Source organism: Pseudomonas sp. JL23 (assembly GCF_056933585.1).
This window is the reverse complement of sequence record NZ_CM167795.1, coordinates 574,825-589,117: the sequence shown is the minus strand read 5'-3', so window position 1 is coordinate 589,117 and position 14,293 is coordinate 574,825. Positions and strand designations below refer to the sequence as shown.

Sequence of the window (14,293 nt, the reverse complement as noted above, 5' to 3'; positions counted from 1 at the left end):
CGGATCTCCTTACAGCACTTCTGGGGCGAGCGAGACGATCTTCATGAACTTCTCAGTACGAAGTTCACGGGTCACTGGCCCAAAGATACGGGTGCCGATCGGCTCTTGCTTGTTGTTCAGAAGAACAGCAGCGTTGCCATCAAAGCGGATGATGGAGCCGTCAGCACGACGGACGCCATGGCGAGTGCGGACTACAACAGCAGTCATCACTTGGCCTTTTTTCACCTTACCGCGAGGAATTGCTTCCTTGACGGTAACTTTGATGATGTCACCGATACCAGCGTAACGACGATGGGAGCCACCCAGCACCTTGATGCACATAACGCGGCGAGCGCCGCTGTTATCGGCCACATCGAGCATGGATTGAGTCTGAATCATATAATTTCTCCGACCCCTAGTCCTTAGACTTCCACGGCACGTTCGAGGATATCAACCAGTGCCCAAGACTTGGTCTTGGCCAGCGGACGGGTTTCACGGATCGTGACCTTGTCGCCGATGTGGCACTGATTGGTTTCGTCGTGCGCGTGCAGCTTCGTCGAACGCTTAACGTATTTACCGTAGATTGGGTGCTTAACGCGACGCTCAATCAGAACGGTGATGGTCTTGTCCATCTTGTCGCTGACAACACGGCCAGTCAGCGTACGGACGGTTTTTTCGGCTTCAGCCATGATTACTTACCTGCCTGCTGGTTGAGCACAGTCTTCACGCGAGCGATGTCACGCTTAACTTGCGAGAGCAGGTGAGACTGCCCCAACTGGCCAGTTGCTTTCTGCATACGCAGATTGAACTGGTCGCGCAGCAAGCCGAGCAGTTGCTCGTTCAGCTGCTGTGCTGATTTTTCACGAAGTTCATTCGCTTTCATCACATCACCGTCCGTTTAACAAAAGCGGTGGCGAGTGGCAGCTTTGCAGCAGCCAGGGCGAAAGCCTCACGCGCCAACTCTTCAGTAACACCCTCGATTTCATACAGGACTTTGCCTGGCTGAATCTGGGCAACCCAATATTCCACGTTACCCTTACCTTTACCCATACGAACCTCGAGAGGTTTTTTGGAGATCGGCTTGTCCGGGAATACACGGATCCAGATCTTGCCGCCACGTTTTACGTGACGGGTCAGAGCACGACGCGCTGACTCGATCTGACGAGCGGTGAGACGACCACGAGCAACAGACTTCAGAGCGAATTCGCCGAAGCTGACTTTGCTACCGCGCAGTGCCAGGCCACGGTTGTGACCGGTCATTTGCTTGCGGAACTTCGTACGCTTAGGTTGCAACATTTGGCGTACCCCTTACTTAGCAGCTTTTTTACGAGGCGCTGGTGCTTGTGGTTTCAGTTCTTCTTGGCGACCACCAATTACTTCGCCTTTGAAGATCCAAACCTTTACACCGATCACACCATAAGTGGTGTGAGCTTCGTAGTTGGCATAGTCGATGTCGGCACGCAGGGTGTGCAATGGCACACGCCCTTCGCGATACCATTCAGTACGTGCGATTTCAGCACCGCCGAGACGACCGCTCACTTGGATTTTGATGCCTTTGGCACCAATGCGCATGGCGTTCTGTACAGCGCGCTTCATGGCGCGACGGAACATTACACGACGCTCCAGCTGCTGAGCTACGCTCTGCGCAACCAGCATACCGTCGAGTTCCGGCTTGCGGATCTCTTCGATATTGATGTGCACAGGCACACCCATTTGCTTGGTCAGGTCCTGACGCAGTTTCTCAACATCTTCACCTTTCTTCCCGATAACAATACCTGGGCGAGCGGTGTGGATGGTGATACGTGCTGTCTGAGCCGGACGATGGATATCGATACGGCTGACGGACGCGCTTTTTAGTTTGTCTTGGAGATACTCACGCACCTTCAGATCAGCGAACAAATAGTCCGCATAAGTCCGACCGTCTGCGTACCAGACGGAGGTGTGCTCCTTGACGATTCCCAGGCGAATGCCAATGGGATGTACTTTCTGACCCATCTCTTCGACTCCGTTACTTGTCAGCAACCTTGACAGTGATATGGCAAGACCGCTTGACGATGCGATCAGCACGGCCTTTGGCACGTGGCATGATGCGCTTCAGCGAACGCCCTTCGTTGACGAAAACGGTGCTGACCTTGAGGTCATCAACGTCTGCGCCTTCGTTATGCTCGGCGTTGGCTACGGCCGACTCCAGCACTTTTTTCAGGATCTCGGCGGCTTTCTTACTGCTGAAAGCCAACAGGTTGAGCGCTTCGCCCACCTTCTTCCCGCGGATCTGGTCGGCGACCAAGCGGGCTTTCTGGGCGGAGATTCGAGCGCCCGACAACTTAGCGGCTACTTCCATTTCCTAACCCCTTAACGCTTGGCTTTCTTGTCAGCCACGTGCCCACGATATGTGCGGGTACCGGCGAACTCGCCCAGTTTGTGGCCGACCATGTCTTCGTTCACGAGAACGGGGACGTGTTGACGACCGTTGTGTACTGCGATGGTCAAACCGACCATTTGTGGCAGGATCATCGAACGACGCGACCAGGTTTTCACCGGCTTGCGATCGTTCTTTTCCGCCGCCACTTCGATCTTCTTCAGTAGGTGAAGATCGATAAAAGGACCTTTTTTCAGAGAACGTGGCACTGTCGTATCCCTCTATTTACTTGCGACGACGGACGATCATTTTGTCGGTACGCTTATTACCACGAGTCTTCGCGCCCTTAGTCGGGAAGCCCCACGGCGATACCGGATGACGACCACCAGAGGTACGACCTTCACCACCACCATGTGGGTGGTCAACCGGGTTCATGGCAACACCACGAACGGTTGGGCGAACGCCACGCCAGCGTTTGGCACCAGCTTTACCCAGCGAACGCAGGCTGTGCTCGGAGTTCGAGACTTCGCCCAGCGTTGCACGGCATTCAGCCAGAACTTTACGCATTTCACCGGAGCGAAGACGCAGGGTAACGTAGACACCTTCACGAGCGATCAGCTGAGCCGAAGCACCAGCGGAACGAGCGATCTGTGCACCTTTACCTGGCTTCAGTTCGATGCCGTGAATGGTAGAACCCACTGGGATGTTGCGCAGTTGCAGAGCGTTGCCTGGCTTGATTGGAGCCAGAGCGCCTGCTATCAGCTGGTCGCCAGCACTCACGCCTTTAGGCGCGATGATGTAACGACGCTCGCCGTCTGCGTACAGCAGCAGTGCGATGTGAGCAGTACGGTTTGGATCGTATTCGATACGCTCGACGGTGGCAGCGATGCCATCCTTGTCGTTGCGACGGAAGTCGACCAGACGATAATGCTGCTTATGACCACCACCGATATGACGGGTAGTAATACGGCCATTGTTGTTACGACCACCAGACTTCGATTTCTTCTCGAGCAGCGGTGCGTGAGGAGCGCCTTTATGCAGCTCCTGGTTGACCACCTTGACCACAAAACGGCGGCCAGGGGAAGTCGGTTTGCATTTAACGATTGCCATGATGCACCCCTTCCTTACTCAGCACTGCTGCTGAAATCGAGATCTTGGCCTGGCTGAAGGGAGATAACTGCCTTCTTCCAGTCATTACGCTTGCCCAGACCGCGAGCAGTGCGCTTGCTCTTACCCAGAACATTCAGGGTAGTAACACGCTCAACTTTCACGCTGAACAGGCTTTCGACGGCCTTCTTGATTTCCAGCTTGGTTGCGTCAGTTGCAACCTTGAAAACGAACTGGCCTTTCTTGTCTGCCAGAACCGTAGCCTTCTCGGAAACGTGCGGGCCAAGCAGAACTTTAAATACGCGTTCCTGGTTCATCCCAGCAGCTCCTCGAATTTCTTCACGGCCGACACAGTGATCAACACTTTGTCGTATGCGATCAGACTAACTGGATCGGAACCTTGAACGTCACGTACATCTACGTGCGGCAGGTTACGAGCAGCCAGGTACAGATTCTGGTCAACGGAGTCGGACACGATCAGAACGTCGGTCAGGCTCATGTTGTTCAACTTGCCCAGCAGGTCTTTGGTTTTCGGCGATTCAACGGCGAAATCCTGAACCACGACCAGACGATCAGTACGAACCAGTTCAGCAAGGATGGAGCGCAGAGCTGCGCGATACATCTTCTTGTTGAGCTTCTGAGAGTGGTCCTGTGGACGAGCTGCGAAAGTGGTACCGCCGCCACGCCAGATTGGGCTACGGATAGTACCGGCACGAGCACGGCCAGTACCCTTCTGACGCCATGGGCGCTTACCGCCACCGGAAACGTCGGAACGGGTCTTTTGCTGCTTGCTACCCTGACGACCGCCAGCCATGTAGGCCACGACTGCCTGGTGAACCAGCGTCTCGTTGAATTCGCCGCCAAATGTCAGTTCGGAAACTTCGATTGCTTGAGCGTCATTTACATTTAATTGCATGTCAGCTTCCCCTTAACCGCGAGCCTTGGCTGCTGGACGTACAACCAGATTGCCGCCAGTAGCGCCTGGAACGGCACCCTTGACCAACAACAGATTGCGTTCAGCGTCCACGCGCACTACTTCCAGGGACTGCACGGTCACGCGCTCAGCGCCCATATGACCGGACATTTTTTTGCCCTTGAATACACGACCAGGAGTCTGGCACTGGCCGATAGAGCCTGGGACGCGGTGGGACAGGGAGTTACCGTGGGTATTATCTTGCCCGCGGAAATTCCAGCGCTTGATCGTGCCCTGGAAACCCTTACCTTTGGACTGACCGGTTACATCAACCAGTTGACCAGCGGCGAAGATTTCAGTGCTGATCAGGTCGCCTGCCTGGTAATCGCCTTCTTCAAGGCGGAATTCCATTACGGTGCGACCGGCAGCTACGTTCGCCTTAGCGAAGTGGCCAGCCTGAGCAGCTGTAACACGCGAAGCACGACGCTCGCCGACAGTGACTTGCACTGCACGATAGCCATCGGTTTCTTCGGTTTTGAACTGAGTGACGCGATTCGGCTCGATCTCAATGACCGTAACCGGAATGGAGACACCTTCTTCGGTGAAAATACGGGTCATACCGCATTTACGACCGACTACACCAATAGTCATGTTGTAAACCTCATGAGTGTACGGGGCTTTCACCCGCTATGGCCGCCCATTTCAGAGCGTTACACGACTAAGACCCAAGTCTTAGCCGAGGCTGATCTGCACTTCCACACCGGCCGCAAGATCAAGCTTCATAAGAGCATCAACGGTTTTATCCGTTGGCTGGACGATGTCCAGAACGCGCTTATGAGTGCGGATCTCGTACTGGTCGCGCGCGTCTTTGTTGACGTGCGGAGAAACCAGAACGGTGAACCGCTCTTTACGGGTCGGCAGTGGAATTGGACCACGCACCTGAGCACCAGTACGTTTCGCGGTTTCCACGATTTCCTGGGTGGATTGGTCGATCAGGCGATGGTCAAAAGCCTTCAACCTGATACGGATTTGCTGGTTTTGCATTGGATTCAGACTCCAGATTGCTGTTCCCACCGAGCGCAATACGCCCGTTTAAAGGAGGCGCAATTCTATAGACCGGCTTTGAGGGTGTCAACCCAATAAAAAAGCCCCCGCTAGGCGGGGGCTTCTTTTTTGAATCAACGCTTACGCGATGATTTTGGCTACGACGCCAGCGCCGACGGTACGACCGCCTTCACGGATTGCGAAACGCAGACCATCTTCCATTGCGATTGGCTTGATCAGGGTAACGGAAACTTTAACGTTATCACCTGGCATAACCATTTCTACGCCTTCCGGCAGTTCGCAGCTACCAGTTACGTCGGTAGTACGGAAGTAGAACTGTGGACGGTAGCCTTTGAAGAAAGGAGTGTGACGACCGCCTTCTTCTTTGCTCAGAACGTAGATTTCAGCTTCGAACTGAGTGTGCGGCTTGACGGTGCCTGGCTTGACCAGAACCTGGCCACGCTCAACGTCGTCACGCTTGGTGCCACGCAGCAGAACGCCGCAGTTCTCACCAGCACGGCCTTCGTCCAGCAGCTTGCGGAACATCTCAACGCCAGTGCAAGTAGTTTTGGTAGTGTCACGCAGACCTACGATTTCTACTTCTTCCTGGATCTTGATGATACCGCGCTCAACACGACCGGTAACAACAGTACCGCGACCCGAGATCGAGAACACGTCTTCGATTGGCATCAGGAACGGCTTGTCGATTGCGCGCTCTGGTTGCGGGATGTAGCTGTCCAGAGTCTCAACCAGCTTCTTGACTGCGGTGGTACCCATTTCGTTGTCGTCTTGGCCGTTCAGAGCCATCAGAGCCGAACCGATGATGATCGGGGTATCGTCGCCTGGGAAGTCGTAAGTGCTCAGCAGATCGCGCACTTCCATTTCAACCAGTTCCAGCAGCTCAGCGTCGTCAACCATGTCAGCCTTGTTCAGGAAGACAACGATGTACGGAACGCCAACCTGACGGGACAGCAGGATGTGCTCACGGGTTTGTGGCATCGGACCATCGGCGGCCGAGCAAACCAGGATCGCGCCGTCCATCTGGGCAGCACCGGTGATCATGTTTTTTACGTAGTCGGCGTGACCTGGGCAGTCAACGTGAGCGTAGTGACGCTCGGCCGAATCGTATTCAACGTGAGCGGTGTTGATGGTGATACCGCGAGCTTTTTCTTCTGGTGCGCTGTCGATTTTGTCGAAGTCGACTTTAGCCGAACCGAAAACTTCGGAGCAGACGCGAGTCAGAGCAGCGGTCAGAGTGGTTTTACCGTGGTCAACGTGACCGATAGTGCCAACGTTGACGTGCGGTTTGTTACGTTCAAATTTTTCTTTAGCCACGACAGTGAACTCCTAGCCTAAAGTGAGGGCTGAATCAGCCTTGTTTTTTAACGATAGCTTCGACGACGTTCGACGGAGCTTCGGAGTATTTGGAGAATTCCATGGAGTAGCTCGCGCGACCCTGGGACATGGAGCGAACGTCGGTCGCATAACCGAACATCTCACCCAACGGCACTTCGGCGCGAATCACTTTGCCAGAAACCGTATCTTCCATACCCTGGATCAGACCACGACGACGGTTCAGGTCACCCATCACGTCACCCATGTAGTCCTCAGGTGTAACAACTTCAACCTTCATGATCGGCTCAAGTACAACACCGCCACCTTTGGTAGCCAGTTGCTTGGTCGCCATGGAGGCTGCCACCTTAAACGCCATCTCGTTGGAGTCGACGTCGTGGTAAGAACCATCGAAAACGGTAGCCTTCAGGCCGATCAGAGGATAACCGGCAACAACGCCGTTTTTCATCTGTTCTTCGATACCCTTCTGGATAGCCGGGATGTATTCCTTAGGAACCACACCACCTACTACTTCGTTCACGAATTGCAGACCTTCCTGACCTTCGTCAGCAGGAGCAAAACGGATCCAGCAATGGCCGAACTGGCCACGACCGCCGGACTGGCGAACGAACTTGCCTTCGATCTCACAAGCCTTCGTGATCTTCTCACGATAGGAAACTTGTGGTTTACCGATGTTGGCTTCGACGTTGAACTCACGGCGCATCCGATCAACCAGGATGTCCAGGTGCAACTCGCCCATGCCAGAGATGATCGTTTGACCAGTCTCTTCATCAGTCTTGACGCGGAAAGACGGGTCTTCCTGAGCAAGTTTGCCCAGAGCGATACCCATTTTTTCCTGGTCGTCCTTGGTCTTAGGTTCTACGGCAACCGAAATAACCGGCTCCGGGAAGTCCATGCGAACCAGGATGATTGGTTTTTCAAGCGAGCAGAGGGTATCACCAGTGGTGACGTCCTTCATGCCGATCAGGGCCGCGATGTCGCCAGCGCGTACTTCCTTGATCTCTTCACGGGTGTTTGCGTGCATTTGCACCATACGACCCACGCGCTCTTTCTTGCCTTTGACCGAGTTGATCACGCCGTCGCCGGAGCTCAACACGCCCGAGTAAACGCGAGCGAAGGTCAGAGTACCCACGAATGGGTCGGTAGCGATCTTGAACGCCAGAGCCGAGAACGGTTCTGAGTCGTCTGCATGACGCTCCATTTCAACAGTCTCGTCATCCGGGTCGGAACCCTTGATGGCAGGAATGTCGACCGGGGCCGGCAGGTAATCGATAACGGCGTCGAGAACCAGGGGAACGCCCTTGTTCTTGAAGGAAGAACCGCAAACAGCCAGGACGATTTCGCCAGCGATAGTACGCTGACGCAGAGCGGCCTTGATTTCCTCGTTGGTGAGCTCTTCACCTTCGAGATACTTGTTCATCAGCTCTTCGTTGGCTTCGGCAGCCGCCTCAACCATGTTGCTGCGCCACTCATCAGCCAGTTCCTGCAGTTCAGCAGGGATAGCTTCGCGACGTGGAGCCATACCTTTGTCAGCGTCGTCCCAGTAAACAGCTTCCATGGTCATCAGATCGATCTGACCCTGGAAATTGTCTTCCGAACCGATAGCCAACTGGATTGGCACCGGAGTGTGGCCCAGACGCTGCTTGATCTGACCGATCACGCGCAGGAAGTTGGCACCAGCACGGTCCATCTTGTTTACGTAAACAAGACGTGGAACGCCGTACTTGTTGGCTTGACGCCATACGGTTTCCGACTGAGGCTCAACGCCCGAAGTACCGCAGAACACTACGACAGCACCGTCGAGTACGCGCAGCGAACGTTCTACTTCAATGGTGAAGTCAACGTGGCCAGGGGTATCGATGATGTTGAAGCGGTAGCTGTCTTTGTGCTGCTTTACAGAACCCGACCAGAAAGCGGTAGTCGCAGCGGAGGTGATAGTGATACCACGCTCTTGCTCCTGCACCATCCAGTCCATGGTCGCGGCGCCATCATGCACCTCGCCCATCTTGTGGTTTACGCCAGTGTAAAAAAGGACGCGCTCGGTGGTGGTGGTTTTACCAGCATCCACGTGAGCAACGATACCGATGTTACGGTAGCGGCTAATCGGAGTAGTACGAGCCATAAAGCCCTCGCAAAATTAGTGACGCTGAAATTAGAAGCGGTAGTGCGAGAAAGCCTTGTTGGCTTCAGCCATACGGTGCACGTCTTCACGCTTCTTAACCGCAGCACCTTTACCTTCGGCGGCGTCCAACAGTTCGCCAGCCAAACGCAGAGCCATAGACTTCTCACCGCGCTTGCGCGCGAAGTCTACCAGCCAACGCATTGCCAGAGCATTACGACGGGACGGACGAACTTCAACCGGAACCTGGTAAGTAGCACCGCCTACACGGCGCGACTTCACTTCGACCAGCGGAGCGATGGCGTCGAGAGCTTTCTCGAAGATTTCCAGGGGGTCGCTGTTCTTGCGTTCTTTAACCTTGTCCAGCGCGCCATAAACGATACGCTCGGCAACGGCTTTCTTGCCGCTTTCCATTACGTGGTTCATGAACTTGGCCAGGATTTGGCTTCCGTATTTTGGATCGTCAAGCACTTCGCGCTTGGCTGCTACGCGTCTTCTTGGCATGGATAAGCCCTCAAACGGTCTTCAGGTTAGCTCGGGACCACCACCCTCTTGAGGATGCGCCCGACCTTACTCTTATCGACTCAGAAAAATAGAAATCTGCTTTTTGTCACAGGAAACCGAAGACTACTTCGGCTTCTTGGTACCGTACTTCGAACGACCCTGGTTACGACCTTTAACGCCGGAGGTATCCAGAGAGCCGCGAACGGTGTGGTAACGAACACCTGGCAAGTCTTTTACACGACCGCCGCGGATCAGCACCACGCTGTGCTCTTGCAGGTTGTGGCCTTCACCGCCGATGTACGAGGAAACCTCGAAACCGTTGGTCAGGCGCACGCGGCATACTTTACGCAGTGCCGAGTTAGGTTTTTTCGGCGTGGTGGTATACACACGGGTGCATACGCCACGACGTTGCGGGCAGTTCTGCAGCGCAGGCACGTCGGATTTCTCGACGATACGCTTACGCGGCTGACGTACCAGCTGGTTGATAGTTGCCATCTACTAGCTCCACTGTTGTCTTGCGACGCTATTGTCTTACAAGAAAAGCAAAATGGCAGAACGCGAGTTCCGCCAAATTTAGGGGTACAAGAGTCTAAAGAGGATCCTGTCCCCAGTCAAGACAGAGCCCCGATCTTGTCTTCAAGGATCTGGCGGTATCAACCACCAGATCCGAGAGGAAAAGAGCGAGGCTCTAGTCTCAATTACCGCTCGAGTTCAACGCTTCGGTCAGGGCGGCTTCGACTTCGCTGGCGCTTACGCGCAGCGGCTTGTCGATTTCACGGCGACGCTTGCGTTCGCTGTGGTAGGCCAGACCTGTACCAGCCGGGATCAGACGACCCACGACCACGTTTTCTTTCAAGCCGCGCAGGTAGTCACGCTTGCCGGTAACGGCCGCTTCGGTCAGTACGCGGGTAGTTTCCTGGAAGGAAGCCGCGGAGATGAACGATTCGGTCGACAACGATGCCTTGGTGATACCCAGCAGTACGCGAGTGAACTTGGAGATAAATTTATCATCCGCGCTCAGACGCTCGTTTTCTACCAGTACATGTGTCAGTTCCATCTGGTCGCCCTTGATGAAACTCGAGTCGCCGGATTCGGAGATCTCAACTTTACGCAGCATCTGACGCAGGATGGTCTCGATGTGCTTGTCGTTGATTTTTACCCCTTGCAGGCGGTAAACGTCCTGAATCTCGTTGACGATGTACTTGGCCAGTGCGCTCACACCCAGCAGACGCAGGATGTCGTGCGGATCGCTCGGGCCGTCGGAAATAACTTCGCCGCGGTTAACCTGTTCGCCTTCGAAGACGTTCAGGTGGCGCCACTTCGGAATCAGCTCTTCGTACGGATCGCTACCGTCGTTCGGTGTAATGACCAGACGGCGCTTGCCCTTGGTCTCTTTACCGAACGCGATGGTACCGCTGACTTCTGCCAGGATCGACGCCTCTTTCGGACGACGAGCTTCGAACAGGTCGGCAACACGCGGCAGACCACCGGTGATGTCACGGGTCTTCGAAGTTTCCTGCGGAATACGAGCGATAACGTCACCGATCGCGATCTGTGCACCATCCGCAACACCGACCAGGGCGTTGGCTGGCAGGAAGTACTGAGCCGGTACGTCAGTACCTGGCAGCAGCAGATCCTTGCCATCCAGACCCACCATCTTGACGGCTGGACGGATGTCCTTGCCGGCAGCAGGACGGTCTTTGGCGTCGAGAACTTCAATGTTGGTCATACCGGTCAATTCGTCTGTCTGACGCTTGATCGTGATGCCTTCTTCCATGCCCACGTAGGTCACGGTACCTTTCATTTCGGTAACGATCGGGTGGGTGTGCGGGTCCCACTTGGCCACGATGGAGCCAGCGTCGACCTTGTCGCCTTCCTTCACGGAAATCACAGCACCGTACGGCAGCTTGTAGCGCTCGCGCTCACGACCGAAGTCGTCGGCAATTGCCAGTTCGCCCGAACGGGATACCGCAACCAAGTGACCGTCAACACGCTCTACGTGCTTCAGGTTGTGCAGACGGACGGTACCGCCATTCTTCACCTGAACGCTGTCAGCAGCTGAGGTCCGGCTTGCCGCACCACCGATGTGGAACGTACGCATGGTCAGCTGGGTACCCGGCTCACCGATGGACTGTGCAGCGATTACGCCGACAGCTTCACCGATGTTCACCTGGTGACCACGGGCCAGATCGCGGCCGTAGCACTTGGCGCAGATGCCGTAGCGGGTTTCACAGCTGATCGGCGAACGCACGATCACTTCGTCGATGCTGTTGAGCTCGATGAATTCAACCCACTTCTCGTCTACCAGCGTGCCGGCAGGAACGATGATTTCTTCGGTGCCTGGCTTGAATACGTCACGGGCGATTACTCGACCCAGTACGCGCTCACCCAGTGGCTCTACAACGTCGCCGCCTTCAATGTGCGGCGTCATCAGCAGGCCGTGCTCAGTGCCGCAATCGACCTCGGTAACCACCAGGTCTTGCGCCACGTCTACCAGACGACGAGTCAGGTAACCGGAGTTCGCGGTTTTCAACGCGGTATCCGCAAGACCCTTACGAGCACCGTGAGTCGAGATGAAGTACTGGAGTACGCTCAGACCTTCACGGAAGTTCGCAGTAATCGGCGTTTCGATGATGGAACCGTCCGGCTTGGCCATCAGACCACGCATACCGGCCAGCTGGCGAATCTGTGCTGCGGAACCCCGCGCACCCGAGTCGGCCATCATGTACATCGAGTTGAAGGACTCTTGATCAACGGTGTCGCCATGGCGATCGACAACTTTCTCTTTCGAGAGGTTGGACATCATTGCCTTGGAAACTTCGTCGTTCGCCTTCGACCAGAGGTCGATCACCTTGTTGTACTTCTCGCCCTGGGTAACCAGGCCCGATGCGTACTGGCTTTCGATCTCTTTAACTTCTTCGGTAGCGGCGTCGATGATGCGAGCTTTCTCATCCGGGATAACGAAGTCGTTAACGCCGATGGAAACACCCGAGATCGTCGAGTAGGCAAAACCGGTGTACATCAACTGGTCAGCGAAGATAACGGTCTCTTTCAAACCAACCACGCGGTAGCACTGGTTGATCAGCTTGGAGATCGCCTTTTTCTTCATCGGCTGGTTGACGACGTCGTACGACAGACCTTTTGGCACAACTTGATACAGCAGCGCACGGCCGACAGTAGTGTCGACAATACGGGTGCCGCTCACGCTGCCGCCGTCACGGTCGTTGACGGTTTCGTTGATCCGCACTTTGACCTTGGCATGCAGCGCGGCTTCGCCGGCGCGGAATACACGGTCAACTTCCTGCAGATCCGCGAACACACGACCTTCGCCCTTGGCGTTGATCGCTTCACGGGTCATGTAGTACAGACCCAATACAACGTCCTGGGAAGGAACGATGATCGGCTCACCGTTCGCTGGCGACAGGATGTTGTTGGTCGACATCATCAGCGCACGCGCTTCGAGCTGGGCTTCCAGCGTCAGCGGTACGTGTACAGCCATCTGGTCGCCGTCGAAGTCGGCGTTGTACGCAGCACAGACCAGAGGGTGCAGCTGGATAGCCTTACCTTCGATCAGTACCGGTTCAAACGCCTGGATGCCCAGACGGTGAAGAGTAGGTGCACGGTTCAGAAGCACTGGGTGTTCGCGAATCACTTCAGCGAGAACGTCCCAAACCTCTGGCAGCTCGCGCTCGACCATCTTCTTGGCAGCTTTGATGGTGGTGGCGAGACCACGCATTTCCAGCTTGCCGAAAATGAACGGCTTGAACAGTTCCAGAGCCATCTTCTTCGGCAGACCGCACTGGTGCAGACGCAGGGTCGGACCCACGGTAATTACCGAACGACCGGAGTAGTCAACGCGCTTACCGAGCAAGTTCTGACGGAAACGACCTTGCTTACCCTTGATCATGTCAGCCAGGGATTTCAGAGGACGCTTGTTGGAACCGGTGATAGCGCGGCCACGACGACCGTTGTCGAGCAGTGCGTCGACGGCTTCCTGCAACATACGCTTTTCGTTGCGCACGATGATGTCCGGAGCGGACAGATCGAGCAGACGCTTCAAGCGATTGTTACGGTTGATCACTCGACGATACAGGTCGTTGAGGTCGGAAGTCGCGAAGCGACCGCCATCCAGAGGGACCAGTGGACGCAGATCTGGCGGCAGAACCGGCAGAACGGTCAACACCATCCACTCAGGCAGGTTGCCGGAACCCTGGAAGGCTTCCATCAACTTCAGGCGCTTGGACAGCTTCTTGATCTTGGTTTCGGAGTTGGTTTGCGGAATTTCTTCGCGCAGACGGCCAATCTCGTGTTCCAGGTCGATAGCGTGCAGCAGCTCGCGGACAGCCTCGGCACCCATGCGGGCGTCGAAGTCATCGCCGAACTCTTCCAGCGCTTCGAAGTACTGCTCGTCGTTGAGCAGCTGACCTTTTTCCAGAGTGGTCATGCCCGGGTCGATAACGACATAGCTCTCGAAGTAGAGAACGCGTTCGATATCACGCAGGGTCATGTCCATCAGCAAGCCGATACGGGACGGCAGCGATTTCAGGAACCAGATGTGGGCTACCGGCGAAGCCAGCTCGATGTGAGCCATGCGCTCGCGACGAACCTTGGCCAGTGCAACTTCAACGCCGCACTTCTCGCAGATGACGCCACGATGCTTCAAGCGCTTGTACTTACCGCACAGGCACTCGTAATCCTTTACCGGGCCAAAGATCTTGGCGCAGAACAGGCCGTCACGCTCAGGTTTGAACGTACGGTAGTTGATGGTTTCCGGCTTTTTAACTTCACCGAACGACCACGAACGGATCATCTCAGGCGAGGCCAATCCGATACGGATGGCGTCGAACTCTTCGACTTGACCCTGGTTTTTCAGCAAATTCAGTAGGTCTTTCAAGGCCTTTCCTCCTGGCGGAGC

17 protein-coding genes are annotated in these 14,293 nt (G+C 55.3%); all 17 read right to left on the bottom strand.

The annotated features are described in order from the left end of the window. Positions 1-9: 9 nt before the first annotated feature. Positions 10-378 (bottom strand): 50S ribosomal protein L14, encoded by a 369-nt coding sequence (gene rplN, locus AC1Z24_RS02830; protein ID WP_002555479.1) that lies wholly within the window; start codon positions 376-378, stop codon positions 10-12. A 23-nt stretch (positions 379-401) separates the two neighbouring features. After that, complete coding sequence (gene rpsQ, locus AC1Z24_RS02825) at positions 402-668, bottom strand: 30S ribosomal protein S17 (protein ID WP_003444370.1); 267 nt, start codon at positions 666-668, stop codon at positions 402-404. Between the two features lie 2 nt (positions 669-670). After that, positions 671-862, bottom strand: a complete 192-nt coding sequence (gene rpmC, locus AC1Z24_RS02820) for a 50S ribosomal protein L29 (protein ID WP_002555481.1) — start codon at positions 860-862, stop codon at positions 671-673. Next, a complete protein-coding gene (gene rplP / locus AC1Z24_RS02815) occupies positions 862-1,275 on the bottom strand; it encodes a 50S ribosomal protein L16 (RefSeq protein ID WP_025215754.1) in 414 nt (137 codons plus the stop codon). Before rplP ends, rpmC begins: the two co-directional genes overlap by 1 nt. A 12-nt stretch (positions 1,276-1,287) precedes the next feature. After that, entirely contained in the window at positions 1,288-1,974 is a 687-nt protein-coding gene (gene rpsC, locus AC1Z24_RS02810) for a 30S ribosomal protein S3 (RefSeq protein WP_003176422.1), read from the bottom strand. A gap of 13 nt (positions 1,975-1,987) precedes the next feature. Next, entirely contained in the window at positions 1,988-2,320 is a 333-nt protein-coding gene (gene rplV / locus AC1Z24_RS02805) for a 50S ribosomal protein L22 (RefSeq protein WP_002555485.1), read from the bottom strand. Between the two features lie 11 nt (positions 2,321-2,331). Next, a complete protein-coding gene (gene rpsS, locus AC1Z24_RS02800) occupies positions 2,332-2,607 on the bottom strand; it encodes a 30S ribosomal protein S19 (RefSeq protein WP_002555486.1) in 276 nt (91 codons plus the stop codon). A gap of 16 nt (positions 2,608-2,623) precedes the next feature. Then, positions 2,624-3,448, bottom strand: a complete 825-nt coding sequence (gene rplB, locus AC1Z24_RS02795; RefSeq protein WP_259104511.1) for a 50S ribosomal protein L2 — start codon at positions 3,446-3,448, stop codon at positions 2,624-2,626. A 14-nt stretch (positions 3,449-3,462) separates the two neighbouring features. Next, positions 3,463-3,762 carry a 50S ribosomal protein L23 gene (rplW, locus tag AC1Z24_RS02790; RefSeq protein WP_002555488.1) on the bottom strand — a complete coding sequence of 100 codons (300 nt, stop codon included), beginning with the start codon at positions 3,760-3,762 and terminating at the stop codon, positions 3,463-3,465. Beyond that, complete coding sequence (gene rplD / locus AC1Z24_RS02785) at positions 3,759-4,361, bottom strand: 50S ribosomal protein L4 (protein WP_259104508.1); 603 nt, start codon at positions 4,359-4,361, stop codon at positions 3,759-3,761. Before rplD ends, rplW begins: the two co-directional genes overlap by 4 nt. Before the next feature lie 12 nt (positions 4,362-4,373). After that, complete coding sequence (rplC, locus tag AC1Z24_RS02780; RefSeq protein ID WP_259104507.1) at positions 4,374-5,009, bottom strand: 50S ribosomal protein L3; 636 nt, start codon at positions 5,007-5,009, stop codon at positions 4,374-4,376. Between the two features lie 81 nt (positions 5,010-5,090). Then, positions 5,091-5,402, bottom strand: coding sequence for a 30S ribosomal protein S10 (gene rpsJ / locus AC1Z24_RS02775; protein WP_003186070.1), 312 nt, complete (start codon positions 5,400-5,402; stop codon positions 5,091-5,093). Between the two features lie 141 nt (positions 5,403-5,543). Beyond that, the gene (tuf, locus tag AC1Z24_RS02770; RefSeq protein ID WP_259104506.1) at positions 5,544-6,737 is read right to left on the bottom strand and encodes an elongation factor Tu; all 1,194 of its coding nucleotides are present in this window, start codon (positions 6,735-6,737) and stop codon (positions 5,544-5,546) included. A gap of 34 nt (positions 6,738-6,771) precedes the next feature. Then, positions 6,772-8,877 (bottom strand): elongation factor G, encoded by a 2,106-nt coding sequence (gene fusA, locus AC1Z24_RS02765; protein ID WP_259104505.1) that lies wholly within the window; start codon positions 8,875-8,877, stop codon positions 6,772-6,774. 30 nt (positions 8,878-8,907) lie between these two features. Continuing rightward, on the bottom strand, positions 8,908-9,378 hold the full coding sequence (gene rpsG, locus AC1Z24_RS02760; protein WP_010490886.1) for a 30S ribosomal protein S7: 471 nt from the start codon (positions 9,376-9,378) through the stop codon (positions 8,908-8,910). A gap of 123 nt (positions 9,379-9,501) precedes the next feature. Next, on the bottom strand, positions 9,502-9,873 hold the full coding sequence (gene rpsL, locus AC1Z24_RS02755) for a 30S ribosomal protein S12 (RefSeq protein WP_002555494.1): 372 nt from the start codon (positions 9,871-9,873) through the stop codon (positions 9,502-9,504). Positions 9,874-10,072: 199 nt separating this feature from the next. After that, positions 10,073-14,272, bottom strand: a complete 4,200-nt coding sequence (gene rpoC / locus AC1Z24_RS02750) for a DNA-directed RNA polymerase subunit beta' (protein WP_259104500.1) — start codon at positions 14,270-14,272, stop codon at positions 10,073-10,075. Positions 14,273-14,293: the final 21 nt, after the last annotated feature.

Excerpts from the sequence above, each read along its gene's own strand:
- rplN (WP_002555479.1), bottom strand. The coding sequence starts at position 378 with ATGATTCAGACTCAATCCATGCTCGATGTGGCCGATAACAGCGGCGCT.
- rpsQ (WP_003444370.1), bottom strand. The coding sequence starts at position 668 with ATGGCTGAAGCCGAAAAAACCGTCCGTACGCTGACTGGCCGTGTTGTC.
- rpmC (WP_002555481.1), bottom strand. The coding sequence starts at position 862 with ATGAAAGCGAATGAACTTCGTGAAAAATCAGCACAGCAGCTGAACGAG.
- rplP (WP_025215754.1), bottom strand. The coding sequence starts at position 1,275 with ATGTTGCAACCTAAGCGTACGAAGTTCCGCAAGCAAATGACCGGTCAC.
- rpsC (WP_003176422.1), bottom strand. The coding sequence starts at position 1,974 with ATGGGTCAGAAAGTACATCCCATTGGCATTCGCCTGGGAATCGTCAAG.
- rplV (WP_002555485.1), bottom strand. The coding sequence starts at position 2,320 with ATGGAAGTAGCCGCTAAGTTGTCGGGCGCTCGAATCTCCGCCCAGAAA.
- rplB (WP_259104511.1), bottom strand. The coding sequence starts at position 3,448 with ATGGCAATCGTTAAATGCAAACCGACTTCCCCTGGCCGCCGTTTTGTG.
- rplW (WP_002555488.1), bottom strand. The coding sequence starts at position 3,762 with ATGAACCAGGAACGCGTATTTAAAGTTCTGCTTGGCCCGCACGTTTCC.
- rplD (WP_259104508.1), bottom strand. The coding sequence starts at position 4,361 with ATGCAATTAAATGTAAATGACGCTCAAGCAATCGAAGTTTCCGAACTG.
- rplC (WP_259104507.1), bottom strand. The coding sequence starts at position 5,009 with ATGACTATTGGTGTAGTCGGTCGTAAATGCGGTATGACCCGTATTTTC.
- rpsJ (WP_003186070.1), bottom strand. The coding sequence starts at position 5,402 with ATGCAAAACCAGCAAATCCGTATCAGGTTGAAGGCTTTTGACCATCGC.
- fusA (WP_259104505.1), bottom strand. The coding sequence starts at position 8,877 with ATGGCTCGTACTACTCCGATTAGCCGCTACCGTAACATCGGTATCGTT.
- rpsG (WP_010490886.1), bottom strand. The coding sequence starts at position 9,378 with ATGCCAAGAAGACGCGTAGCAGCCAAGCGCGAAGTGCTTGACGATCCA.
- rpsL (WP_002555494.1), bottom strand. The coding sequence starts at position 9,873 with ATGGCAACTATCAACCAGCTGGTACGTCAGCCGCGTAAGCGTATCGTC.